Source organism: Streptomyces lucensis JCM 4490, assembly GCF_014650035.1.
GTDB classification, from domain to species: domain Bacteria; phylum Actinomycetota; class Actinomycetes; order Streptomycetales; family Streptomycetaceae; genus Streptomyces; species Streptomyces lucensis.
The window spans coordinates 382158-406335 of record NZ_BMUE01000007.1 but is presented as its reverse complement, the minus strand read 5'-3'; the positions used below and the strand labels follow the sequence as shown (position 1 = coordinate 406335).

General features: G+C 68.6%; 19 protein-coding genes and 2 pseudogenes. 12 read left to right on the top strand and 9 right to left on the bottom strand.

Translation table 11 applies throughout. The features are described 5' to 3' along the window. The first annotated feature begins 41 nt into the window (after positions 1–41). Entirely contained in the window at positions 42–2747 is a 2706-nt protein-coding gene (locus IE177_RS19110) for a type I polyketide synthase (RefSeq protein WP_190016538.1), read from the top strand. A gap of 219 nt (positions 2748–2966) precedes the next feature. On the opposite strand, the gene IE177_RS19105 is transcribed toward IE177_RS19110, so the two are convergent. Further along, a complete protein-coding gene (locus tag IE177_RS19105; protein ID WP_190016537.1) occupies positions 2967–3740 on the bottom strand; it encodes a thioesterase II family protein in 774 nt (257 codons plus the stop codon). Between the two features lie 225 nt (positions 3741–3965). Between IE177_RS19105 and IE177_RS19100 the strand changes: the two genes are divergently transcribed. Further along, on the top strand, positions 3966–5000 hold the full coding sequence (locus tag IE177_RS19100; RefSeq protein ID WP_190016536.1) for a GDP-mannose 4,6-dehydratase: 1035 nt from the start codon (positions 3966–3968) through the stop codon (positions 4998–5000). Between the two features lie 139 nt (positions 5001–5139). On the opposite strand, the gene IE177_RS35925 is transcribed toward IE177_RS19100, so the two are convergent. Continuing rightward, positions 5140–5424 (bottom strand): reverse transcriptase N-terminal domain-containing protein, encoded by a 285-nt coding sequence (locus IE177_RS35925; RefSeq protein ID WP_268253172.1) that lies wholly within the window; start codon positions 5422–5424, stop codon positions 5140–5142. Positions 5425–5815: 391 nt separating this feature from the next. Here IE177_RS35925 and IE177_RS19090 point away from each other — a divergent pair, with 391 nt between their 5' ends. The 3 genes from IE177_RS19090 (at position 5816) to IE177_RS19080 (ending at position 7813) form a co-directional block, all read left to right on the top strand. Continuing rightward, complete coding sequence (locus IE177_RS19090) at positions 5816–6082, top strand: hypothetical protein (protein WP_229816129.1); 267 nt, start codon at positions 5816–5818, stop codon at positions 6080–6082. A 267-nt stretch (positions 6083–6349) separates the two neighbouring features. After that, the gene (locus IE177_RS19085; RefSeq protein WP_190016534.1) at positions 6350–6727 is read left to right on the top strand and encodes a hypothetical protein; all 378 of its coding nucleotides are present in this window, start codon (positions 6350–6352) and stop codon (positions 6725–6727) included. 246 nt (positions 6728–6973) lie between these two features. Further along, entirely contained in the window at positions 6974–7813 is an 840-nt protein-coding gene (locus IE177_RS19080; protein ID WP_373305116.1) for an RNA polymerase sigma factor SigF, read from the top strand. A gap of 566 nt (positions 7814–8379) precedes the next feature. On the opposite strand, the gene IE177_RS19075 is transcribed toward IE177_RS19080, so the two are convergent. Then, the gene (locus IE177_RS19075) at positions 8380–9960 is read right to left on the bottom strand and encodes a SpoIIE family protein phosphatase (RefSeq protein ID WP_190016532.1); all 1581 of its coding nucleotides are present in this window, start codon (positions 9958–9960) and stop codon (positions 8380–8382) included. Further along, complete coding sequence (locus tag IE177_RS19070; RefSeq protein ID WP_229816128.1) at positions 9957–10487, bottom strand: methanogen output domain 1-containing protein; 531 nt, start codon at positions 10485–10487, stop codon at positions 9957–9959. Before IE177_RS19070 ends, IE177_RS19075 begins: the two co-directional genes overlap by 4 nt. A 267-nt stretch (positions 10488–10754) precedes the next feature. On the opposite strand from IE177_RS19070, the gene IE177_RS19065 reads away from it, so the two are divergent. The 4 genes from IE177_RS19065 to IE177_RS19050 all read left to right on the top strand — a co-directional run bounded on the left by IE177_RS19065 (position 10755) and on the right by IE177_RS19050 (position 13846). After that, complete coding sequence (locus IE177_RS19065; protein WP_190016530.1) at positions 10755–11159, top strand: ATP-binding protein; 405 nt, start codon at positions 10755–10757, stop codon at positions 11157–11159. 292 nt (positions 11160–11451) lie between these two features. Next, positions 11452–11841: an STAS domain-containing protein gene (locus tag IE177_RS35920; protein WP_506005057.1), complete on the top strand. Its 390-nt coding sequence runs from the start codon at positions 11452–11454 to the stop codon at positions 11839–11841. Further along, entirely contained in the window at positions 11838–12773 is a 936-nt protein-coding gene (locus tag IE177_RS19055; RefSeq protein ID WP_190016528.1) for an anti-sigma factor RsbA family regulatory protein, read from the top strand. The genes IE177_RS35920 and IE177_RS19055 overlap by 4 nt, the downstream gene beginning before the upstream one ends. Before the next feature lie 431 nt (positions 12774–13204). Further along, positions 13205–13846, top strand: a complete 642-nt coding sequence (locus IE177_RS19050; protein WP_190016527.1) for a carbonic anhydrase — start codon at positions 13205–13207, stop codon at positions 13844–13846. A gap of 456 nt (positions 13847–14302) precedes the next feature. Here the strand turns inward: IE177_RS19050 and IE177_RS19045 are convergent, their stop codons facing one another. Beyond that, positions 14303–15292: a hypothetical protein gene (locus tag IE177_RS19045; protein WP_190016526.1), complete on the bottom strand. Its 990-nt coding sequence runs from the start codon at positions 15290–15292 to the stop codon at positions 14303–14305. 408 nt (positions 15293–15700) lie between these two features. On the opposite strand from IE177_RS19045, the gene IE177_RS35450 reads away from it, so the two are divergent. Both IE177_RS35450 and putP read left to right on the top strand, forming a co-directional pair. Then, a complete protein-coding gene (locus IE177_RS35450; protein ID WP_268253171.1) occupies positions 15701–15826 on the top strand; it encodes a hypothetical protein in 126 nt (41 codons plus the stop codon). 1044 nt (positions 15827–16870) lie between these two features. Beyond that, the gene (putP, locus tag IE177_RS19040; RefSeq protein ID WP_190016525.1) at positions 16871–20452 is read left to right on the top strand and encodes a sodium/proline symporter PutP; all 3582 of its coding nucleotides are present in this window, start codon (positions 16871–16873) and stop codon (positions 20450–20452) included. 425 nt (positions 20453–20877) lie between these two features. On the opposite strand, the pseudogene IE177_RS35760 reads toward putP, so the two are convergent. The 4 genes and pseudogenes from IE177_RS35760 to IE177_RS19025 form a co-directional block, all read right to left on the bottom strand. Continuing rightward, a pseudogene (locus IE177_RS35760) lies at positions 20878–21015 on the bottom strand (IS5/IS1182 family transposase); the annotation flags it as partial. Positions 21016–21063: 48 nt separating this feature from the next. After that, a pseudogene (locus IE177_RS35755) lies at positions 21064–21279 on the bottom strand (IS5/IS1182 family transposase); the annotation flags it as partial. 126 nt (positions 21280–21405) lie between these two features. Beyond that, positions 21406–22665 carry a SpoIIE family protein phosphatase gene (locus tag IE177_RS19030; protein ID WP_190016523.1) on the bottom strand — a complete coding sequence of 420 codons (1260 nt, stop codon included), beginning with the start codon at positions 22663–22665 and terminating at the stop codon, positions 21406–21408. A 176-nt stretch (positions 22666–22841) separates the two neighbouring features. Next, positions 22842–23417 carry an isochorismatase family protein gene (locus tag IE177_RS19025; protein ID WP_229816126.1) on the bottom strand — a complete coding sequence of 192 codons (576 nt, stop codon included), beginning with the start codon at positions 23415–23417 and terminating at the stop codon, positions 22842–22844. Positions 23418–23487: 70 nt separating this feature from the next. Between IE177_RS19025 and IE177_RS19020 the strand changes: the two genes are divergently transcribed. Further along, on the top strand, positions 23488–23949 hold the full coding sequence (locus IE177_RS19020; protein ID WP_373305115.1) for a MarR family winged helix-turn-helix transcriptional regulator: 462 nt from the start codon (positions 23488–23490) through the stop codon (positions 23947–23949). The last annotated feature ends 229 nt before the right edge of the window (positions 23950–24178 follow it).

The following is a 24178-nucleotide window of genomic DNA, read 5'->3' as shown; positions in this document are numbered from 1 at the left end:
GTACGTTCCTGGAGCTGGGGCCGGACGGGACGCTGTCGGCGATGATCCAGGAGACCGCCGAGGTGACGACCGTGCCGATGCTGCGGCGCGACCGGGATGAGGAGACCTCGGCGGTCACGGCCGTGGCCGGCGTGTTCGCGCACGGGGTGGCCGTGGACTGGGAGGCGTTCTTCGCCGGCACGGGCGCCCGCCGGGTCGAACTGCCGACCTACCCCTTCCAGCACACCTACTACTGGCCGGAGACGCACGGATCGATCGGTGGCGTGTCCGGGGCCGGACTCGAATCCGTGGAACACCCGCTGCTCGGCGCCGCCGTCGAGCTGCCGGACGGCGGCGGTGTCATCCTCACGGGCCGACTGTCGCTGCGTGCCCAACCCTGGCTGGGGGATCACGTGGTGGACGGCCGGGTCCTGTTCCCCGGCACCGGTTTCGTGGAGCTGGCGCTGCGCGCCGGGGACGAACTCGGCCTCCAGCAGATCGAGGAGATGACGCTGTCCGTCCCGCTGGAGCTGCCCGAAACCGGTGCGGTCCCCGTGCGGGTGAGGGTCTCGGAATCCGACGCGAACGGCCGCGCCGAACTCGACGTGTTCTCCCGCGACGGAGAGGAATGGATCCGGCACGCGACCGGCGTCCTCCGTGCGGCGGCCGTCGAACCGGCCTGGGACGCGGGGCACTGGCCGCCGACCGGGGCCGTCGCGCTCGACCTCACCGGTTTCTACGACGGAACCGACTACGGTCCGACCTTCCGGGGCGTGACCGCTGCCTGGCGCGTCGGGGACGACGTGTTCGCCGAGGTCACGTTGCCGGAGCGGGCCCGAGACGTGGCGGCCTTCGGCATCCACCCCGCGCTGCTCGACGCTGTGCTCCACGGGGCCGCGTTCCTCGAGGGCGCCGAGCCCGGCACGCTGCTGCCGTACGCATGGACGGGCGTGGGACTGCACGCCAGCGGCGCGGCCACCGTACGGGTGCGGCTGAGCGGTTCCGCGACCGCCGGGATCGAGATCGCGGTCGCCGACGCCACCGGCAGGCCCGTTGCGACGGTGGGCACGCTGCACCTGCGCGCCCCCGAACACGTGGATCGCGTGCGTTCCTTGTATCGGGTGGAGTGGTCGACGTCGGTGCCGGCGGTCGATGTGGGTGATGTGCGGTTCGTGGAGTTGGTGGGTGGCGTCGATGTGGTGGCGTCGGCGCATGCGTTGGCGGTTCGGGTGCTGGAGTTGGTGCGGGAGCCGGATTCGCGGGTGGTGTTCGTGACCCGGGGTGTGGTCAGTGGTGGGGATCCGGCTGCTGCTGTGGTGTGGGGTCTGGTGCGGTCGGCTCAGCGGGAGTTGCCGGGTCGGTTCTGGTTGGTGGATGTGGAGGGTGGTGGGGATCCGGTCGTCACGGATGAGCCTGAGGTGGTGGTGCGTGGGGGTGAGGCGTTCGCGGCTCGGCTGGTTCGGGCTGAGGGGGGTGAGGGTCGGTCCTGGGGCAGTGAGGGGACGGTGTTGATCACCGGTGGTACGGGTGGTCTGGGTGCGTTGGTGGCGCGGCATGTGGCTGGGCGGGGTGTGCGCAGGCTGCTTCTGCTGAGTCGGCGTGGTCCGGCCGCGGAGGGTGTGTCGGAGCTGGTGGCTGAGTTGGCCCGGCTGGGTGCGGACGCCGAGGTCGTGGCGTGTGATGTGGCGGACCTGTCGGCGTTGGCGAAGGTGCTCCACGGGCGTGTGGTGACGGGTGTGGTGCATGCGGCTGGGGTGCTGGACGACGGTGTGCTGGAGGCGATGACACCGCAGCGGCTGGAGCGGGTGCTGCGGCCGAAGGTGGACGCGGCGTGGCATTTGCATGAACTGGTCGGGGATGTGGATCAGTTCGTGATGTTCTCGTCGGTGGCGGGTGTGTTCGGTGCGGCCGGTCAGGCGAACTATGCGGCGGGTAACGCGTTCCTGGATGGGCTGGCGGCTCATCGTCGTGCTCGTGGTTGGTCGGGTGTGTCGCTGGCGTGGGGTCCGTGGGAGCAGGACGCGGGCATGACCGAGCAGTTGGCTGCGGCTGATGTGGCGCGTATGCGGCGTTCGGGTGTGCTGCCGCTGGCTGGTGCCGAGGCGCTTGCACTCTTCGATGCGGCGGGGGAGCCGGCGATGGTGCCGGTGAAGCTGGATCTGACGGCGGTGCGGGCCTCCGGGGAAGTACCGGCGCTACTGCGCGGCCTCGTCCGCACACCCGCCCGCCGTACGGCGGCCACCGCGCACGCCGGTGGCGGGATCGTCGCGGCACTTGGCGCCGTCGCGCCCGCCGACCGGCCGGAGCTGGTGCTCGAGCTGATCCGCAGGCACGCCGCCGCCGTCCTCGGGCACGGCGACGCTGCGGAGCTCTCACCGGACCGGCGTTTCCAGGACCTCGGGTTCGACTCGCTGATCGCTGTGGAGTTCCGCAACAGGATCGGTGCGGAGATCGGGCAACGGCTGCCCGCAGCACTGCTGTTCGACTACCCGACGCCGGGTGACCTGGTCGACCACCTGCTGCCTAGGCTGGTCGTCGACAAACCCACCGGGCCGGCCGCGCTGCTGGCGGATCTGGATCGGTTGGAGCGCGCGCTGGACGAGACCCCGGTGGACGACGAGCGCCTGCATCGGCAGATCGCCGGCCGGCTGGAAGTACTCCGCAGCAGGTGGGCGGCAGGTCGAAAGGAAGAAGACGGCTTCGACGTCGAGTCGGCCACCGACGACGACATGTTCCGCATGCTCGATGACGAGCTGGGCCTGAACTGAGGACCAAGGAGCCCGTCGTGGCAGCGGGTGCCTGTCCGGGCCTTCGTGGGCGGTGAGGGCCGGGCGTGATCGCTCAGGTGCCGGCCTGACACGGGCACGGCGAAGGGGGCGGGCCCGTTAGGGTACGCCCCCTTCGCCGTGCCCGGGCTCAGCCGGTGGCGCCTCACCGCCCAACGCTCGGAAGCGACGGCCTCGCAGCCGTACCCGGCCCCGGAACGACTACCTGATGGCGGTCCCGTTGGAGACGGCGGTCAGCGTGGCCGCCAACTCGGCGTTCACCTCGGCCTGGTGCTCGGCCAGGTAGAAGTGGCCACCGGGGAACGTGCGGAGGTGAAACGGGGCGGTGGAGTGTTCGCGCCATCGGTCGGCCTCCGCGACGGTTGTCTTCGGGTCGTCATCCCCCACCAGTACGGTGATCGGGCAGTCGACCGTGCTGCCCGGCACGGCCTGGTAGGTCTCGATGACCCGGTAGTCGCCGCGCACCGCCGGCAAGGCCATCCTCACGATCTCCTCGTCGCCCAGTAGGTCCGCCTGGGTGCCGTTGAGCTTCCGCAACTCGTCGAGCAGGCCCTCGTCGTCCCGCAGGTGCACGTGCTCGTTGCGGTGTGTGACCGGCGCGCGGCGACCGGATGCCACGATCGCTCGGGGCGCGGCGGGCGTGTCAGCGAGTGCGAGGGCTGTCTCGAACGCGAGTACCGCACCCATGCTGTGTCCGAAGTAGACAGTCGGCAGCGGCCTTTCCTGCTCGAGTACCGGCGCGATGCGAGCGACGTACTCCGCGACGCTGGGCACCAGTGGCTCATGTCTGCGGTCCTGGCGTCCGGGGTACTGGAGGACCACGACGTCGGCGGCGGCTGCGTGGGCCATCGCGACGGGGTGGTAGAAGCTCGCGGAGCCGCCCGCATGCGGGAAGCAGACGAGTCGTACGCGGGTACTGGCGTTGGGCCGGAAGCGGCGCAGCCAGCGCTCCGCGTCGGTGCGGGGGATGGGCATGAGGTCTCCTCGGGGCAGTCGTCAGAGGCGAGTAGGCCCCATTCCTGACTGAAGAATCCCCAGTCCCGAGAAATGGGCGTGCCAATTCCCGGTGATGCACTAGGGTGCCCCGACTTTCGTTGACACTGCGGACTTTCGGCTGTGAATGTCACTACCAGGGACTGCTCCCGCGATAGTTCACAACGCGTAGCGGTCATTTTTCCCGTCGCGGCAGAAGGGAATGTCGTGTCCAAGCGTGCTCTCATCACCGGGGTCACCGGTCAGGACGGCTCGTACCTCGCAGAACACCTGCTGGCACAGGGCTACCAGGTATGGGGTCTGATACGGGGCCAGGCCAACCCGCGAAAGTCACGGGTCAGCCGCCTCGCATCGGATCTCTCCTTTGTGCACGGTGACCTCATGGACCAGGCAAGCCTGGTCTCGGCGCTGGACCACGTCCAGCCTGACGAGGTGTACAACCTCGGAGCCATCTCGTTCGTGCCGATGTCCTGGCAACAGCCGGAACTGGTGACCGAAGTCAACGGCGCCGGTGTGCTCCGCATGCTGGAGGCCATTCGCATGGTCAGTGGGCTGAGCACATCCAAATCGACCCGCTCTGGTCGGATCCGGTTCTACCAGGCGTCGTCCTCGGAGATGTTCGGGAAGGTCGCGGAGACTCCGCAGCGGGAGTCGACCCGGTTCCACCCCCGTAGCCCGTACGGGGTGGCCAAGGCCTACGGCCATTTCATCACCCGTAACTACCGTGAGTCGTTCGACGTGTACGGCGTCTCCGGCATCCTGTTCAACCACGAGTCCCCGCGGCGTGGTGCCGAGTTCGTGACCAGGAAGATCTCGCTCGCCGTCGCTCGGATCAGGCTGGGACTGCAGGACAAGCTGGCGCTGGGCAACCTGGACGCGCTGCGTGACTGGGGCTTCGCCGGCGACTATGTCAAGGCGATGCACCTGATGCTCCAGCAGGACGAGCCGGGGGACTACGTGATCGGCACCGGCGTCATGCACTCGGTCCGCGACGCGGTGCAGATCGCCTTCGACGCCGTGGACCTCAACTGGGAGGACCACGTCGTGATCGACCCGTCGCTGGTCCGCCCGGCTGAAGTGGAGACGCTGTGCGCCGACTCCAGCATGGCCCGAGCCGCGCTGGACTGGGCGCCCACGGTGAAGTTCGAGGAACTGATGCAGAAGATGGTCGAGTCGGACCTGGAGCAGGCATCGCGGACCCGCGATCACGGCGAGCTGTTGGCAGCAGCCGACAGCTGGTGACACCATGACCGACACGCCAACCGGCCCCACCTTTCCGCGCGAGACCACATCAGTGGAACGTGGTGGCCTTCGGAAGAACTGGCGCTGGTGTGTGTCGCGCCGCCAGGTGCCTGGTCCGCTGAACCCATGCCGCAGCCAGTCAGGTGACCGGCCTGGCCTTCCAGGGCATCGACGATCGATGGATCTCAGCCGCCAACAGCCCTCTCGCCTTCGGCGTGAGGGCTCGTTCCCCGTGGTTGTCAGTGGTCTTGCGACCACTGCTCTGCTGCGTCACCCGCTTCACGCTGACCAACGTTTTGCTGCGGCTTCTCAGCATGAGGTTCTGCAAGTTGCGGGCCTTTCTGCCCCTCGGTTCCGGCTTCCTTGCAGTGGTGACTTCAAAGGCCCACCTGATCCACGTGGGCGCCCGTTCGGGCCGGGCCACCAGGACCCGTCTCCGGCGAGTTAGGCGAGAGCGGGTGAAGGTCCCAACTCCCGATTCCCTCCGGCCTGCCAGCTATCGCTTCTTGGATCTTCCTTCTCCCACCGGGGACTTCAGCCTCCCTTGCGGTTGGCCTACCAAGCCAATGGCGTGGACCTCGACGGGGTTCCACGTTCCACACCAGTAAGACGCGGCCGGGGTGGGCGCCCCCTCTACCCCGGTACCAGCGGTGTCCTCCCACCGGGCTCAGTTACCCGAAGGTCGCTTGCCCTGCACCGGGTCCTGTGACCGCCGCCAACATACAGCGGAAAGGGCCGCCCCCCGTGCTACCGCCCCCCGTGCACCGCGACGCGCGCGGGAGCTGCGCACCGCTCAGGAACGCGCCGAGCGGCCTGTGAGCGAGGGCGGCCGGAGCCGCGAGCCGGTGGACGAGGCGACGGTGTCCACGGTGACGCTTCCCGCGCGGCGGCTGAGCGGCCAGCCCTGCACCCTCCCCGAGGACGCCGTGGAATGGGGGCAGGCGCTCGCGGCCCTGCAGCACCAGGCACTGTCCAATCCGCGGGTTGCCCCGTTCCGCGAGCAGATCGCCCTCGCCTGCGAGCGGACCGCGGGCGCTGCGCGCCGACGCCCCAGTGGCCGGGAGGATGGACGGCCGGTCTAGTGGAGGATGCCGAGCGCGGTGTCGGGTCAGCAGCATGTGCAGGCCGGTATCTGGTGCCGCAGTGCCTCAAAGACCTGCTGCCAGGTAGCCGGGCGGCAGCAGCCGCGTTTGGCCGCTGCCGGCACTGTCCGTGTGGACCCGTTGTTCCAGTTGAGTCCGTACTGGATCAACCAGTCCTGAGCGGGCGGCCGCAGCTCCTCGCCCCGCTTGTCCCATGACAGCGATAATTGATCATTGCCAGCAAAGTATGACTGCAAGCGAGGATTGATGAGCCGCCGTATAGCTCGAGGTGCACTGGTCGTCGGTTCGATCGGCATCCTGATCAACATCGTGGACGCGATCGGGACGGGGCGCCTGGAGCCACACGATGTCTTCCCCGCCCTGGTCGCGCTCGGTGCGGGTGGTGAGCTGCTCAAAGAGCGGCGGCCCCAGGCTGCAAAGGTGTTGCATGCCGTGGCGTCGGTCCTACTGGTAGTCGCCGGATCCGTCGCGGGTGCCCGGGCGTGGGCCTCACTCTTCAAGGGCACGACCTACAACTGGCTCGATCTCGGACTCGGCGTCCTGGTCGTGCTTTACGTTGCTGTCGTTGCGGGGCAACTGATCGCGCGCCTGTCCCGCGCACCTGAAGCCCCGGACACACCGTGACAACCAACGCCCTGCCGCCGTTGACCGGGCATGACCAGCCGGTGGTCCAGTTCGGGTGCTCCAGCCAGCCGCCGAGATCATCTCGACCGTGGCGGGTTGCCTCTCCGCAGGGAGACGTCCCAGCTAGCAGCCCTGGCCCTCGATCACGTGGTGGCAGACATGGGTGGAAAATGAAGGGGTAGTCGGAGTGTCGTCGGCCGTTTCACAGCAGGCCGGGCACTGGTTCGAATCCGGGAGGGGACCTACATGGCGCTCATGAGCACGCTGGACACGCAGACCACCGAGCTGCCCGAAGTCGCCGACCCTACCCGGGTGGCACCCAAGGACGCCCGCGAACTCTCCCGGTTGTTCTTCGAGCAGCTGGCAGTGCTGGAGGAGGGCACGCCCCAGTACAGTTACGCGCGCAACACGCTGATCGAGATGAACATGTCCCTGGTCCGCTACGCGGCCGGCCGGTTCCGCAGCCGCGGGCCGGAGGAGATGGAGGACATCGTCCAGGTCGGAATGATCGGCCTCATCAAGGCGATCGACCGGTTCGAACTGTCTCGCGAGGTGGAGTTCACCTCCTTCGCCATCCCTTACGTGGTCGGGGAAATCAAGCGGTTCTTCCGTGACACCACCTGGGCCGTGCACGTACCCCGGCGGCTCCAGGAGGCCCGCGTCCAGCTCGCCCGGGCCACGGAGGAACTGCGTAGCCGGTTGGGTCGTACGCCGACGGTCAAGGAACTGTCGGAGCTGATGAGCCTGCCCGAGGATGAGGTGACGGAGGCCCGTCTGGCCGCGAACGGCTACAACTGCTCCTCCCTCGACGCCGCCATCGGGGGCAGCGAGGACGGCGAAAGCGCACTGCAGGACTTCATCGGCGTCGAAGACACCGCGCTGGAGTTGGTGGAGGACTTCCACTCCCTGGCCCCGCTGATCGCTGACCTGGACGAGCGCGACCGGCGGATCATCCACATGCGTTTCGTGGAGGAACTCACCCAGGCACAGATCGGCGAGCGCCTGGGCGTCTCCCAGATGCACGTCTCCCGGCTCCTGTCCCGCTGCCTCGCCCGCCTGCGCGAGGGCCTGCTCACCACCGACTGACAGGTAGGCAGCTCGCTGCGCTCGCGCGCGACGGCGTTCGGGTGCTCCCGCCCGCTATCTTCACGATCGGCTCGGTGAGTCGGGTTACTCCGACGGCTTCCGGCACGAGGACCGCGAATCGATCCCAGAAGCGGTTCCGTCAGCCGTGGTGCGCAGGCCACTGCGCCACCACCTGTACGGGCCGCCTTCTTCCCGCAGACGGGGAGGCCGGCGCTGGAGCGTCAGTTGCTGAGGGCTTGGTGGAGGGTTTTCCGGCAGTCGATGAGGATGTCGACGCCGACGATAGGGTGCATATCACTGATTCGCCGGGTGTAGCCAGGCGCAGCCAACCGCCGGCTTCGCTGAGGGGCGGTGAGCGGCGATACGGAGTACGCTCCCTGGCCCAAGCTCGTAGCCGGATGGGCACGGCATCCGTGCACGGCATCCCGATCTATCCGCCGCAACGGCTGGCGCCCCTACGCCACGGGCGCAGGACCCTTGTCCTGCCAGGCGTCCGCCTTGGTCGAGGGCGAGAGTCCACCGCCGTTAGGGGAGCGTGTGGCCTGCTGTGTTGGGTGGAGGGCCGGTCAGCTCGGTGGGGGGAAGCGGACTGCGAGCAGGGCCCGGTCGTCGGGGAATGCTGCCTCGGGCTGGTGGTGCAGGAACCGGTCGCACAGCTCGGCGATGTCCAGGCCGATGGTGGTGCGGGCGAGCTTGGTCAGCCGTTCCATTCCTATGGCGAGGTCCTCGCGACGGCGCTCGATCAGCCCGTCGGTGTACAGCAGCAGGGTGTCGTTCGCGGTCACGGTGGTGGCGGCTTGTCGATAGCGGATGTTGCGGACGGGTCCGAGAGGCGGGGAGGTGGCGTGCTTGAGGTAGGCGCTGGTGCCGTCGGCGTGGATGAGCAGGGGCGGTGGATGGCCGGCGCAGGCGTAGGTCAGGGCGCGCGTTCGGCGATGAAAGACCAGGTAGCAGCCGGTGGCCATGCGGTTCGGGTGATAGCGGCCCAGGAAGGTGTTGAGTTCGTCCAGGACAGCGGTGGGGTCGGTGCCGCAGCGCGGCACGATGTTGCGCAGGGCGGCGGTGATCTGCGCCATGACGGTCGCTTCGTGTAGCCCGTGGCCTGCGACGTCGCCGATGCTCAGGCCGATGTGATCGGCGTCCACGTCGTAGACGTCGTACCAGTCGCCGCCGACCGAGAGCAGGTCGCTGCCCGGGGCGTAACAGGTGGCCGTCTCCAGACCGGGCAGGTCCGGCAGCTGGGGCAGCAGGCTGAGCTGTAGGCGTTCGGCGACCCGGTGCTCGTGCTCGTGCAGCCCCGCACGGCGCAGGGCCTGTGCGATCTGCTGAGCCACAGCCGTCACATGCTCGGGAGCGGTAGAGCTGTGTGCGCCGTACACGATCAGCATGCCCAGCTGGACGCCGTCCGCCTCCAACGACAGGGCGAGTGGAACAGCGTCCGCGGCCTCACCGGCAAGGGAGCCGTCCGAGGAAGACGGCCGATCCAGGTCGGTCCAGCCCTCCGCGTCAGCCGGAAGGCGGTCGTCCTCCGGCTGCAGGGGCGGCATCAGCCGCGCCGAGTGCAGATAGAGCTCCGCCGCGGCGGCTCCAAGAGCAGCCGGCGCCACCTGACTGACTACGCGGGAAACCTCCGCGAGGGTGATCGCTCCGGCCAGGGCGGCGGTCAGGTCGTACAGGTGCTGCAACTGGGCACGGGTGGCGCGCTCAGCGGCCAGCAACCGCGCCCGGTCCACTTCGGTGGCCCGGCGGAAGGCAACCTCCCGGTTCAGCGCCTCCACCTGCTGGCTGAGCACGACGAACTGGTCGGACGTCCCCGCCTCCACCAGATGCAGCTGTATGGCCGGCTGCGGACCGTCCCACCACGTGGCCCGCGCCCCGTGGCAGCGAAACCGCCGCATGCGGCCGTCAGCGTCCTTGATAACCAGCGCGCCCGGCACGGGGCTGCCGCTGCGCAGCCATACAGCCAGTTGCTGACGCAGCCACGGGGTGTCATCGGGCCGCAGATCGAACAAGCTGGCTCCCGGGCCCAGCCGGTCGTCACAGCGGCAGGCCGCCGGGTTGGCGGCCAGCACGCGGCCGTCTGCCCCGCAGAGCAGCACCGCATGGGGCAGCGGTTTGGTGATGGCCCGGAAGAGGCCAAGGGTCACGGAGCCACAGCCGGATCGCCGAAGTACTCACGGCCACTCACCGTCTCGACATCCACGTCGGGGGCCAGGTGCACCACCACGCGGCAGCCCGCGTCGCCGCGCGCGATGGTCTCCTGAAGCTCCACCCGCGCGTAGCCCAGATTGCGGGCGGCGATGGTGCCGAAGACGTTGGACGTCATCATGCACATCGACTCCCGGCCCACCACCTTCTCCGCGAACGGGCACACCCGGTTGCCCAGCACGATCTTCTTCTCGTCGTGCTCTATGACGTAGAAGTCACCGTTGATGCGGCGCTTGAGATCCACGAGTGCCTCGGCCACCTGCTCATCTGTGAGCCGGTCGACTCCCAGCGCCCTGAGGTACATCTCGTCGATCTGCGTGCCGACGGCCTGCCCCACCAGACTGACGTAGCCGGACGCCTCCTCCAGACCGATCACCGACTCCAGCGACGTTGCCAACTCACGCACCAAAGTCCGCAGGAACACATCACGGTCCAGTGGAATCTCCACATCCGAAACCTGTTCCACGCCGGCTCCCTCACCCTCGGACCACGGCGGCAGCGGGACCGGCATGGCCTCATTTCGTGCGACGGCACCTGATTCTGCCAGCGCCCTCCCGCCCGACACCAGCAGTGCCGCCCATCTTGCGACAGGTGACCCTTCGCAAATGCGACGATTCTCCGGCTGGCACAGATGGTTCACCAGTCAGGCAGGGGTAACCCGACAGATGACAGCCACCGGCCGGGCACAGCACCAGTCGGAGGCAAAGCAGGGCCACCCCGCTGGAGGGACCTCGTGAACGGCGAACCAAGCATCCCGACCTGCGAGTCGCGTTTCCCCGCAGTAACGGCGAGCATCACGGCCGCCCGGCACTGGGTCCGCGACTGCGTGGAAGCCTTCGGCGGCCCGCTGCGCAAGCGCCGCATGATCGAGGCCGCCGAACTGCTCGTCTCGGAACTCATCACCAACGCCATCTGCCACGGCGCGGGCCCGCCCTTGATCCGACTCACCTGGAACGGCCGCTGGCTGCGCATAGCCGTCAGCGATTCCAGTGACCGCTGGCCCCGCATGCGCGCCACTCCGAACACCGAACCCGGCGGCTTTGGCATGCAACTGCTCGAGCGACTCGCCCAACGCTGGGGGGTGACCCCGCGCCACCCAGGCAAAACGGTCTGGGCCGAACTCAGCCTCGACCTCTGAGATCGCCTCGCCTCGCAGGCGTGAGCCAGTCGCAGCGCCAGTACGGCAAGACTTCGATGTAGTGGGTGGCAGAACCCACCAGCTCGCCTCAGCGGCGAACCATGCCGACCATGCTGAGCCGAGCCCCGTGATCTGACCCGCCCGGCCGAAAGCCGACATGCGAGGGGACCCTCAATGGAGAGGGGCACAGGCCGTCAGAGGTGAGGGGAGTGCGCGCTGCATTCCTTCGCTGCCGGATCGGAGCGCCCAAAACCCGACCGGGTATCGTACGAGGTGATCGATGTAGGCAGCCGTGTGGCCGAGTCCGCGGAAGTGGGGGAAGGGCGTGAACGTCCCACCTGGCGTGAGCGGGCCCGCCGTTGCGCAACCACGTGGCGCGGTACTGCGGATCAATCCGTTGCCTGACAGTTCCGGGCTGGCGGCGATCGGGGAGATCAGCATGAACACACGAACCGTTTGGCAGCAGGCGCTGAAGCAGCTGGTCGAGCGGCGTACGGATGTGCTGCATGTGGATCTGTCCCGCGTGAAGTTCGTGGACGTGGCTGGTGTGACGGACCTTGCGGTAACCGCCCAGCGTCTCGCCGAAGGGCAGCGAATCGTGCTTCACCGTCCTCCGGCGCAGCTGCCACGCATCCTTGCGCTCTTCTGGCCTGGAATCGCCGCGATCGAGGTGGCTGCATGACGAGCACAGCCCCCTCGCACGAGCCGTTCGTCCACCCAGCGCTCTTCTACCGAGGCACGGACCAGTACATCGCGGGAACGGTTCCCTTCCTGAGGGAAGGGCTGGACGCCGGCGAGCCCGCAGCCGTCGCTGCTCCGCCGGATCGCCTGGAGCTGATCCGCGAGGGGCTGGGCGAGCGAGCGGCGGAGGTGCGCTTCATCGACATGACCCAGGCCGGCCGCAACCCCGGCCGCATCATCCCGAGCGTGCTGCGCAAGTTCGCGGACGCCCAGCCGAGCGCCCGCCGGGTCCGCATCATCGGCGAGCCGATCTGGCAGGGTCGTTCCGCCGTCGAGTACCCGGCATGCGTCCAGCACGAAGCGCTGATCAACGCTGCTTTCACCGGGCGCGCGGTAACCATCCTGTGCCCCTACGACGCCGGGCAGCTGGAGAAGCAGGTGCTCAGCGACGCCCTGGCGACCCATCCGCTCCTCCTCGACGCTGATGGCGAGAGGGCATCCACCGCCTACAGTCCCGAGCAGATCATCGCCCGCTACAACGAGCCTCTGCTCGCCCCGCTCTCCGCTGCGGCCTGCGATTTCGCCGCCCAGACACTGCCCGAGGCCCGCGATTTCGCCGTGTCCCATGCGCGGTCCCTGGGTATGTCCGGCGTGCGCCTAGGAGATCTGGAACTCGCCGTGGCGGAGCTGACCACCAACAGCGTCCTCCACGGCGCCGGTTCGGGCACACTGCGGATCTGGGCCGAGAGCGACCGGATCGTCTGCGAGGTCCACGACGGCGGACAGCTGAATGATCCCCTGGCCGGCCGCAGGCCGCCCAACCCCACACAGCCCGGCGGCCGCGGACTCCTTCTTGTCCACCAACTCGCCGACCTCGTCCGTGTCCACACCGGCCACGACGGCACTACGATTCGCTGTTACCTCCCCGGCTGAGCCCGCCCTGCAGCCCGTGCTACGGCGTCTCGTCCCGCCCGGTGAGGAGCCCGGCGGACTGGCCCGTCCAACCCGGATCACCAGCCATGCGGCGCCAGGCCGGCTCGAGACAACCCGCACCACGTCCCGCGCACTGCCAAGACGACCTACCAGGGCGGTGCGGGGTCTCTCAAAGTGCGGCTGGCGGGGTTCGACCTGGCCGCCGCGCGCGGCACTGACGGTGGCGCGCTTCGCAGGCCAGACTGATCACGAGACCGGTTGTCGGTAGGCGCTATGCCGCGCGGGCCCGGCCGGAAGAGCCGCCCCGCTCCTCGGCAACCATGCTCATCGGGCGGTTTTCCGACCATGAAGCACAGATCCCCGATCTCCCCGCCTGCGATGACCGAGGAGACCAGGCGATGCCCGGCTGGCGCCAGTCGTAGGCTGAGGCCATGACCGAGACCAGGAGCCCTACGCCCCGCGACGCCTTCGAGCTGCTGCTGGCCGGTAACCAGCGCTTCGTCGCAGGCACCCCCGAGCACCCGAACCAGGACGCCACCCGCCGCGGCGAGATCGCACCGTCCCAGCAGCCCTTCGCCGTGCTGTTCGGGTGTTCCGACTCCCGGCTGGCCGCCGAGATCATTTTCGACCGCGGCCTGGGCGATCTGTTCGTGGTGCGCACCGCGGGCCATGTCATGGGCACGGAGGTATTGGGCAGTATCGAGTTCGGCGTGGAGGTGCTGGGCTGCCCGCTGGTCGTGGTTCTCGGTCACGACTCGTGCGGTGCGGTCGGCGCGGCGTGCGCCGCGCTGGAGGACGGGCAGACGCCGGGCGGCTTCATCCGGGACGTGGTCGAGCGGGTGACTCCGAGCGTGCTGGCCGCGCGGGCCGCCGGACGGATGCAGCCCGAGGAGGTCCTCGACGAGCACGTGCGCCACACCGTCGACCTGCTGCTGGACCGTTCCCGGGTACTGGCCGAGAAGGTCACCGGCGGTCAGGCGGCCGTGGTGGGCCTGCGCTACCGTCTGGCCGATGGCGGCGCACAGCTCGTCGCCTCCCGCGGCCTCGATGCGGCAGTCTCTGCCACATCCTGACCGCTCGCGGCCGTGGCTGATCAGCGTGATGTGCCACCGGATCCGTCCCTGCCCACCGTGCCACCCTCGGCGCGGCCCGACCTCCTCACCCGGATCTCCACCGTCTGCCCTCCGGCGACGCACAACTGTTCGGCGGCGCCGAACTCACCCCAGCCGCCTGCGGCCTCCCGCAGCAGGCGGCAGCTCGGGCACGATGGCCCAGCGTTCCGCGAGCGTGGAGGCCCCCCTGGAGCTCCGGCCGGCGCGTGTGCGTCGACGACCGCGTCCAGGGCGCCGCGTACTCGCCGCACGAGCTGACCCTGCTCCTGCCGTCAGGCGGGGCTTGCGGCCGGGATGAGCAGGACGTCACCGAAACGGAGGGCCACAGGGTGCGGGGCGTAACGCGCTGGTGTGCGGATGCCCCGGCTGGCAGCCGTCCACCTGTCAGCCGCGAGCGCATGACGCTGTTCGAGGTGCCTAACGTGTCAGGGGGTCGAGCAGGCGGTGGAAGGCATCGTCGCTGATCCGGCTGTAGATGGACTCTGTGGCAGTGATGGATCGTGGGCAGGTCATGTCGTCGCCGTCGAGCTGCCGTGAGGTGACCTTGCGATGGGTGCGCAGTTCGTAGACGTCCACGACGTAGTGGACGATCTGGATGCTGAGGACTCGGTCCGGCATCTGCTGGCCGAAGACCGGCTGAGCTTGCATTCCGTCTCTGACGTACTTGCACTCGGTGTCCGTGATGTCCCCATAGGGATCGTCGCTACGCCGTACACAGGCGATCAACTGCACCTTGTCGACCGCTTCCGGATTGATGGCAGACGACGTGTTCGCGGGCTCGGAGAGCGTATGGCGATAGTAGTCCCCGGTCGTCTTCTGGTAGATGACCAGTTGCCGCGGCCGAGAACTGTCATAGGCCGCTGCGTCGTCGTACGCGACACCGGGGTGATCGCAGGCTGCACCGAGACGATCGATCCCGGGCAGCGCCTCCTCGTGACGGGGATCGAACTGCCAATGCACCAGCCAGCCGAGCAAACCCGCAAAGGCGGCCATGGCTGCTGCGATGGTGGAGCCTCGCCGGTAATTGGGCGGAGCCGGAGAACGACTCAACAGGGCGCGGATCAGATCACCTCGCCGACCGACCGCACCGACCGGAATCTCTGTCTCCCCGCCCTCCACCTCAACGACCAGCACAGCCGACTGCTCGACGCCGGGCCTCGGTACCGCCGCTCGCCACTCCTGCACCTGGACCCACGTCACGGCACGTGCCGGCAGGTACTCGTGCGCGATCACAAGTCCGCCGTCGCACACCGCGATGAACTGGCGGCCCCCGCGGAGCCTGGACGGTGCGGCGACGGCGTAGACGTAGAGTCCTACTGGTATGAGCAAGACGGCACAGAGGGCCGCTACGGGGTTGCGTATCAGCACCAAGGTGAGGCAGAGGCCGCCCACGGCGGCGGTCAGCAACGGTGAGAACGGACGTGTCCATAGCGGCAGTCGTGAGCGGTGAACCCGCCGCACGGAGCCGAGTCCGGCATCGGTCGCTGTGTCCTGCAGGCTCCGGCGCCTACGTGACGCGGACCAGGAACACCACGCCCCGCGTCTGTCGCCCTCCTTGTTCACCTGCGTCTCGCTCCGCGATCCTGCGTCCGTCACGCTGCCTCCCCCTGATCGTCTTCGCGTACTCCATCGGTCATGAGTCGTGCGCACTTTCGCATTCTGCTGTCCGACACCGTAATGTCCCCGGACATGTTCTGTGCATGCTATTGCGGGCACCAGCCGTGAGGGAGGGAAACGATTCCCTGGGGGGGGCTTGGGAATACCCCTTTGCCGACGGGGCAGAGCGAGGCGTACGGCTCGGGGATACGCGAACCTATGGGTGCTGCCCTCTTGCTCACCGACCGGCCGCGCCGCCGGTGCGCGCGCATGGGCGTCGACAGTATCGCCGCGGTGGTCATCTACCTCATCGGCATCGCCGGGCTGGCCACCATCGTCACCTGACCGCAAGACGCCCATGGCGCAGACGGCTGGCCGAGTACAACGCGGGCACCCGTCCACGGCTGTCTGCCGTGAGGGGGCCCGGGATCGTGGTCATCGTCGCCTGCGCGCTGCTGCCCATCGTGGCCGTACTGCTGTATGGCATGGACCGTGTCGAGGATTGGCTGACGCGCACCCCACGGCCACCCCGCCACGCCCGTACCCGGCACCTGCGCCTCATCGACGGCGGCAGGCAAGACTCCCTCACGCGTCCCCACGCCTGCCGACGGCGCTCTGATGCCGCCTGACCGAACCCACACCGGCCGTCCTGCCCGTGTCACACGCGCGGCGCCAACCGCGGAAGGCGCCAGACCCGCAACCGCCGCCTTACGGCCGCCCCCCAGCCCAGACCATCACCGCGGCGGTGGTATCCGGCGCTCACCAGATCACGCGCGTCCGCAATCTCCCTGGCGTGCAGGTGCATCTCACCCCGAACGGGCCGCCAGCGGACGTCACGGTCCTCTCGTTCGCCGGGATGGTGAAAACTCCCGATACGCCAGCCGGGCTCGGTGACGACGGGCGAAGCACTCTGACGGCCAGCCGAGTTCGCCGGTGATTTCGCTGACGACAACACGGGTAGTGAGGACAACTTGGTAGGAGAACCGGTAAAGGGCGGAGAACTCGCCCATGACAGCCAAAACCGTTGTAGAACTCAGACCGTGTGCTGGACGCCGGTCGGGGGAACGCTGGGCGTAAACGATCCGTGCGGCGCGGGGGTGCCGTTCAGTAGGCGAACCGACCGGTGCCACCGGGCATCATGCCGGCCGTCCTCACCGACGGGCTGGTCGAAAGGCCCGGCACCGACATCGACGCCCAGATCGACAGGCCGCGGACCTGCTGACAAGAGCCTCCTGCTGGACATGGTCACGCACGACACTGCCCGTGCTGACACCGCGCGGGCGGCACCAGTCACTAACGGCGACCGGAATCTGTAAATTTATGCAGTAGGCATTACGGTTGTGGGTCGTGCTGTAGGCCCGTGCTCATGAACCTCGCAAGCGAGGCACTATGTCCGACTTGAGTGCGCCGATCGTGGCCACGTTCCTCGTGTACGTGGCCGTCATGATCGGAACAGGTGTCTGGGCCTATCGCCGCACGCGCACCTTCGCCGACTTCGCCCTGGGCGGCCGCAGGCTCCCGGCGTTCGTCGCGGCCCTGTCTGCCGGCGCCAGCGACATGTCCGGCTGGCTGTTCCTCGCGTTCCCCGGAGCGGTGTACGCGGCTGGTGTCGGGGCCGGCTGGATCGCGGTCGGTCTGGTGCTCGGTACGTACCTCAACTGGCTGTTCGTCGCGCCGAGGCTGCGCACCTACACCGAGCGCGCCGGGAACGCGGTGAGCCTTTCGGCCTACCTGGAGGAGCGGTTCGAGGACCGCACACGGATGCTCCGGTTGGTCTCGGCGGCGGTGACTCTGGTGTTCTTCACCGTGTATGTCGCCAGTGGGCTGGTGGCCGGCGGGCTGCTGTTCGGGCACATCTTCGGTGCCGGGTTTCGGCTCGGGGTGGCCCTGACCGCCCTGGTGATCGTCGTCTATTCATGCCTGGGCGGCTTCCTGGCTGTGAGCCTGACGCATGTCATGCAGGCCACACTCATGTTCCTCGCCCTGCTAGTGGTCCCCCTCGTCGGTATCGCGACGCTCGGTGGCTTCGGTGCGCTTCGCGACTCCGTCAACAGCAGGACGCCCAGCCTGTTGGACATGGGTGCCGAGGTCGACTTCGTGAACGGGCGGTGGTCGGGAGGCGGGTCGCTTGGCGCCGTCGCGATCATCTCGTTGCTCTCCTGGGGCCTCGGCTATTTCGGCCAGCCGCATATCCTGGCCCGCTTCATGGGCATCCGCAGTACCGGTGCCGTCCCCGCGGCCCGCCGTATCGAGACCGGGTGGGTGGTCGTGGTGCTGGCCGGTGCCACGTTCGTGGGCCTGCTGGGGATCGCGCAGTTCGGCACGCCGCTCCATGACCCGCAGACCGCATACATCACTCTGAGCCGGACACTGTTCAGTCCGTGGGGCGCCGGGGTGATGCTGATTGCGGTGCTCGCAGCGATTATCTCGACTGCGGACAGTCAGCTCCTTGTGTCGTCCGTCGCGCTCACGGAGGACTTCTACCACGCGTTCCTCAAGCGGCGCGCCTCGGACGAGGCACTGGTGTGGGTGGGTCGCGCGGCCGTCGTCGCCGTGACCCTGGTGGCCTCCGTGATCGCACTGAGGGGCGGCGGGCTGCTTGGAATCGTGGGGTACGCCTGGGCGGGCTTCGGTGCCGCGTTCGGCCCGGTGGTCCTGCTCTCGCTTTACTGGCCGCGCATGACCTGGGCGGGGGCCATGGCCGGGATCGTGTCCGGCGCAGTCACGGTGCTTCTTTGGCGCGTGGTCAAGCCGCTGCACGGCCCCTTCTGGTCGGGGATCTACGAGATGATTCCGGGCGTCCTGGTCGCCACGCTCGCGGCGTTGATCTTCGGTAGGTTCGTCGGCCGGCCTCCGAGACGGGCTTTCTGGCGGATGCCAGGTGGCGGAGTGAGCCAGTTGATGCTCACCCCATTCCTCAACCATGCACCGGTCGGCATCGCCGTCCTCGACACGGATCTACGGTACGTCTGGGTGAACGAGCCACTGGACCGCCAGATCTCCCTCAAACGACGGCTGGGGCGGCGGATGGCGGAGATCCTGCCACAGGCCGAGGCCGACGCCTTCGAGGCAAAGATGCGCGAAGTACTCCGGACCGGTGCGCCGGTGATGGACTTCGAGTACCGCGGTGCCGGCTACACGGTGCACGACAGAAGCCGCGCGATCTCCGCCTCCTTCTTCGCGATGCAGGACCGCCATGACCGGAACGTCGGCATCTGGTACATGATCATCGACGTCACCGAGCGATGGCGGGCTCAGGAACGTCTGGCCCTGCTCAACGATGCCGCCGCGCGCATCGGTAGCACTCTGGATGTCACTCGGACCGCGCAGGAACTGGCCGACGACGCGGTGCCGGCCGTCGCCGACTTCGTTGCCGTCGACCTGTTGGACTCGGTCATGCGAGGCGAGGAGCCGACACCCGGGCCGGTCGGCATGGCGCCCGTAATCCGCCGTGCGGCCCAGCAGTCGGTCCGCGAGGGCTGCCCCGAGGCGTCACTGGCCGTGGGGGAGACGGTCCGACGTGCGCCCGCGACGCCCGTGACCCGCTGCCTGCTCGAGAGTAAGACCCTGGTCGAACGGGTCCTGGACCGCACCAACAGTCCCTGGGTGACCGTGGACGAGACGCTGGGCGCCTCGTTCCTGGACTACGACTTCCGCTCGGTCATGGTGGTGCCCGTGAGGGCGCGCGGTGTCACCCTGGGAGTGGCGACGTTCGCCCGATGCAGGCGGCTGGGCCCGTTCGAGGACGACGACGTCCGCCTCGCCGAGGAACTCGTCTCCCGTGCGGCGGTGTGCATCGATAATGCACGCCGCTTCACTCGTGAGCGCACGGCGGCCCGTTCCATGCAGCGCTACCTGCTGCCGCAGGACCTGACGGGAGGGTCCGCCCTCGCGGTGGCCTCCTGGTACCTGCCGGCGGATGCCCCCAGTGGTGTGGGCGGTGACTGGTTCGACGTCATCCCGCTATCCGGAGCACGTGTCGCCCTGGTCGTCGGGGACGTGGCCGGGCATGGCATCAACGCCGCGGCGACCATGGGGCGCCTGCGTGTCGCGGTGCGTACGCTCGCCAACCTCGACCTCTCCCCGGACGAACTGCTGGCCCATCTGGACGACCTGGTCATCGGCCTCATGGGGGCCCACGACATCGATGCTCCGGCGGCGGCCGAGGGCGAGGCGACGGGCACCGCGTTCCTGGGCGCCACCTGCCTGTACGCCGTCTACGACCCGGTCAGCCGGCGGTGCACTATGGCCCGGGCCGGTCACCTCCCCCCGATGGTCGTCGCTCCCGATGGTGCCGCCGACATTCTGGACCTGCCCGCCGGACCACCGCTCGGCCTCGGATACCTCCCCTTCGAGTCCATTGAGACCGAGCTGGAAGACGGCAGCCTCATCGCCCTCTACACCGACGGCCTCGTAGAGTCCGTGGACAGGGACATCGATGTAGGGCTTTCCCAGCTGGGCAATGCCCTCGCGGCGCCCCTGCCGACACTGGCGGAGACAGGCCAACGAGTGATCGACAGACTATTGACGGGTCCGCCTGCCGACGATGCGGCCCTGCTCCTCGCCCGGACCCGGGTCCTGGCCCCGGACCGCGTGGCCTCCTGGGACCTGCCCAGCGACCCGGCTGCCGTCGCGCACGCCCGCGACCTCGCGGCCCGGCAGCTGACGGAGTGGGGCATCCCCGATCTGACGTTCACGACGGAACTCATCGTCAGTGAACTGGTGACCAACGCGATCCGCCATGCGACCGGACCGGTCTGCCTGCGCCTTATCCGGGATCGCGGTCTGATCTGCGAAGTTTCCGACGCCAGCAGCACCGCGCCACGGCTGCGTCACGCGCGGACCACCGACGAGGGGGGACGGGGCCTGCTGATCGTGGCCCAGATGGCCCGCCGATGGGGCACTCGGTACACGAAGACCGGCAAGATCATCTGGACGGAGCAGGTCATTGCGGCCGACACGGTCGGCTAGCCCGGCGGGCGGACCCGCCGTTGCCGTACAACGTGGACCTGATGGTGTCGGCAGGGCCTCGGCCGAAGACGTTCGTACGAGGACTTGCAGTGGCGGCAAGGTCCCTTCCACCGGGCCCTGTCCGCCCTACCCGTGCGCTTCCCCCCCCGGTCCGCCCCGCGGGCCGGCCGAACACAGGCGGCGAAGGAGCGGCGAACCCGGTCCTGTCGTCAGCGGTCCCGCCGTCATCGACATCCACGGGGCGGGAACCCAGATCCGGGGCGGTGCCCCGACAGCGCTGGTGGAATTCCTTGGCAAGCTGGATACATGCGCGTTGAACCACGACAGCGTGGCCGATGGGTGCCCATTGAGTAGGTGAGGCAGCTGCAGAGTGTTGCACGAGGCCGAGTGCGGGCAGGTCAGGGCGGGTAACGGGCTCTTTCTGCTCATGACGCGAGGGCGAGGTTGTGCATGTGGGCGACGGCTTGGACTTCGTGATGGAGACCATCGCCCCGCTGGCGGCAGTCGCGCAGGATCTTGTAGTTCTTGCTCCGGCCGATGACGTGTTCCACTCGGGCACACCTCGGCCTGCAGCAGGGCCCGTCACCGGTTGCTTGCGGTGCCATCCTGTAGCTGAGATAGGCGCGGTCGCCCAGCACGGTCACTCCCTCGCAGTGCCGGCTCGGTCCGGACTCCCGCGAGGCGTGGGCGTCCGCGGTCGTCCCCGGCACCGGACGGGCTGCCGCGATCACCAGCCAGGTGTCGGTGTCCACGATGACCTGCTCGTTCGCCGAGAACCAGTAGTTGCGGAAGGTGGCCGCCACACTCCGGCCCCGCAACGTGCCATTGCCGTCCCGCTCCTGTTACACCACCTTCAACGGACCCGAAAACTGTCAAAGGAGACGCCCAGCTCAGAGCCTCGTGCAGCACCCGGCCAGCAGCCCGTCATTACCTCCCCGACGGCTTCGGCCTGGTCAGTACGGTCGGGTCGTTCGTTCCAGGCGGACGACGACGATGGCGATGTCGTCGTCGGCGCCGCTGGCGAGGCCGAGGCGGGCGAGGAGGGCGTCGGCGAGGTGTTCCGCGCCGAAGGCGGTGCAGGTGGCGAGCGTGGCGGTCAGGCGGGTCAGGCCGGCGTCGATGTCCTCATCGCGGCGTTCGATCAGGCCGTCGGTGTAGAGGACGAGGGTGTCGCCGGGGGTGTAGGTGGTGGTGGCCTGGGGGCGGGGGACGTGGTCGGGGCGGGCGCCCAGCGGCGGATCGGTGGCCTGGTCGAGCAGCTCGCACGAGCCGTCCGGGTGCAGCAGGACGGGAGGGGGGTGGCCGGCGCTGCTGTAGATGAGCAGGTGGCTGTGGCAGTCGACGAGGACCTGGACGGCGGTGGCGGCCAGTGCTCCCTCGACCGAGCGGGCGTACAGCCCCAGGACTTCCAGGGCCTGGGCGGGGCCGTGGACGGTGCGGGTGGCGGCGCTCAGTGCGCTGCGGAGCCTGCCCATGATGGTGGCAGCCATCAGGCCGTGGCCGACCACGTCGCCGACCGTGACGGTGAAGCGGTCCGCGGGCAGGTCGACCGCGTCGTACCAGTCTCCGCACACGTTCAGTGATCCGGTCGCGGGCAGGTAGCGCACGGCGATGTTCGGGTGCCGGGACAGGTCGGGGGAGTGGAGCATGGCTTCCTGGAGGGCGACGGCGACGCGCCGTTCACGGGCGTGGGCTTGTCGCAGTTCCTCGTTCAGCCGCTGCAGTTCCCGCGCCCGGGCGTACAGCTCGGCTTCCATGGCCGCTTCCCGTCCGGGGCTGACCGACGGCAGGTGCGCGGTGCGGTGGGCGCGGACGACGTCGGTCATGTCCTCGGACCGGTGGATGATCCAGGCGACTTTGCCGTCCGGACCGAGGACGGGCACGTTGATCGCGGTCCACCACCGCTCCTTGAACACCTCGGGGTTGCCGGGGACCGGGATGTCGTACTTCTGCAACGCCATGTGATCGGTCTGGCCGGTGGACAAGACACGGTGCAGGGAGTCTTTCAGGGTCTCCACCCCGTCGGCCTCCGGGGCGGCGGGGTTGTCCGGGAAGGCGTCGAAGAGGTACTGCCCGACCAGCTCGGTCTGGCTCCGTCCGGTCACCTCGCAAAAGGCCGGGTTGGCAGCGGCGATCACCAGGTCCGTGCCGAGCACCAGGCACGGGCTCGGAAGGGCGGCGAACACCCCCGGGTAGTCGATCGTCGGTGTCACACGCTTTTCCCTGCCAGTCGCTCGCTCTTCAATCTACGGAAGGTCCAACTCCCGCGCCCGTCGACCTCACTCGTTGGCAGCGGGTTGCGCCCCCTCGGCCGCGGCGGTGTCGTGGGGTGGTGGGTGACGGTGTCGCGGAAGAGGCTTCCCTGTCGGGCCGTGGTGTGCGGTGGTGGCTACCTTGCCGGTTCGGCCGCAGGCTGCTCCATCAGACCGTGCAGGGCCGCGATGACCTGACGGCCAGTCGGGGTGGTGAAGTCGCGTACCAGGTCGGTGGCGAAGCTGGCGACGCTGGTGATCCGGCCTCCGGCCGCTTCGATCTGGCGGAAGGCGGCCTGTTCGGTGCGTGGCGAGAGTCCACCGCAGGCGTCGAGAAGCACGGAGACCTCAAAGCCTGCGGCGATCGCGTCAAGTGCCGTGTGCAGTACGACGATCTCGCTGGTCACGCCGCAGAGGGCGAGGTTCTTCCGGAGCTGGGCGGTGATGGCCTGGCGGGTGGCCACATCGTCCCAGGCACAGGGCCCGCTGCGAATGAAGACGGGAGGTGCGGGGACGGATGCCTCCTCGATGACCGCGGGGCCACCCGGGCGTGGCGCCGCCGAGAGGGTGACCGGGATGTCCAGCAACTGGGCGAGGTGGGCAAGGAGGCCGACGGATCGCCTGATCGTGGCCGGTGGAGTCGTGGCGCTGAGCTCGACGATGTCTTCCTGGAGGTCGGCGAAGTGCAGCTGGACGGTGGCGGGGTCGAGCACGGCCGGCTCCTTTGTGTTTAAGCATTGGGTGAATCGTTCAGAGTCTGAATGATTTGCCTAATGTAGCATGATGCCTGTGGCTCCTGGCAAGGTAAACTCCAGTGTTGTTTTCCGCCTTGGCGTACTCGGGGCGATGGCGTCCGATCTCTTCGCGGCCCGCGTCGAGGCCCATGGACTCAAGCCCAAGCATGTTGGCTTGATGGTTGTGCTGGAGACCGGGAGGGCCTCGTCGCAGCTTGAGATCGCCAGGGTGATGGGCGTCGCGCCCAGCCTGGTCGTGGCACTCGCCGACCACCTGGAGAAGCTCGGTGCGATTCAGCGGGTAAGGGACCCGGCCGATCGCCGACGGCAGGTGCTGACACTCACCGAGCGCGGCCGGGAACTGCTCGCAACCTGCGCAGAACTGGCGGAGTCCGCCGACGCCGAATTCGCCGCGGATCTGACCGTGACAGAGAGCGTCGTACTCACCCGCCTGCTCGACCGGCTGGCCGCCCGCCAGGGCCTGCCGACCGCCCCCGCCGACCGCCTGTAAGCCTTATGTGACACCGCTCGGTGGATGTCCGTCCTCGCATTCGCGCACGCCGCCGGCCCGCAACATCACGCGACGAAGCTCAGTAAGCCGACTCGGGCTCGGCCAGCGACGCGTCATCGACCCCAGCGGAGAGGAACCAGCCGGGCAAGATCGTCGCCCGGTGGCCTGGTCCGGGTGTGTCGTGGCATGCGGCGGGCCGTGGGGTACTCGGCCGGCGTGGCGCAGAGTG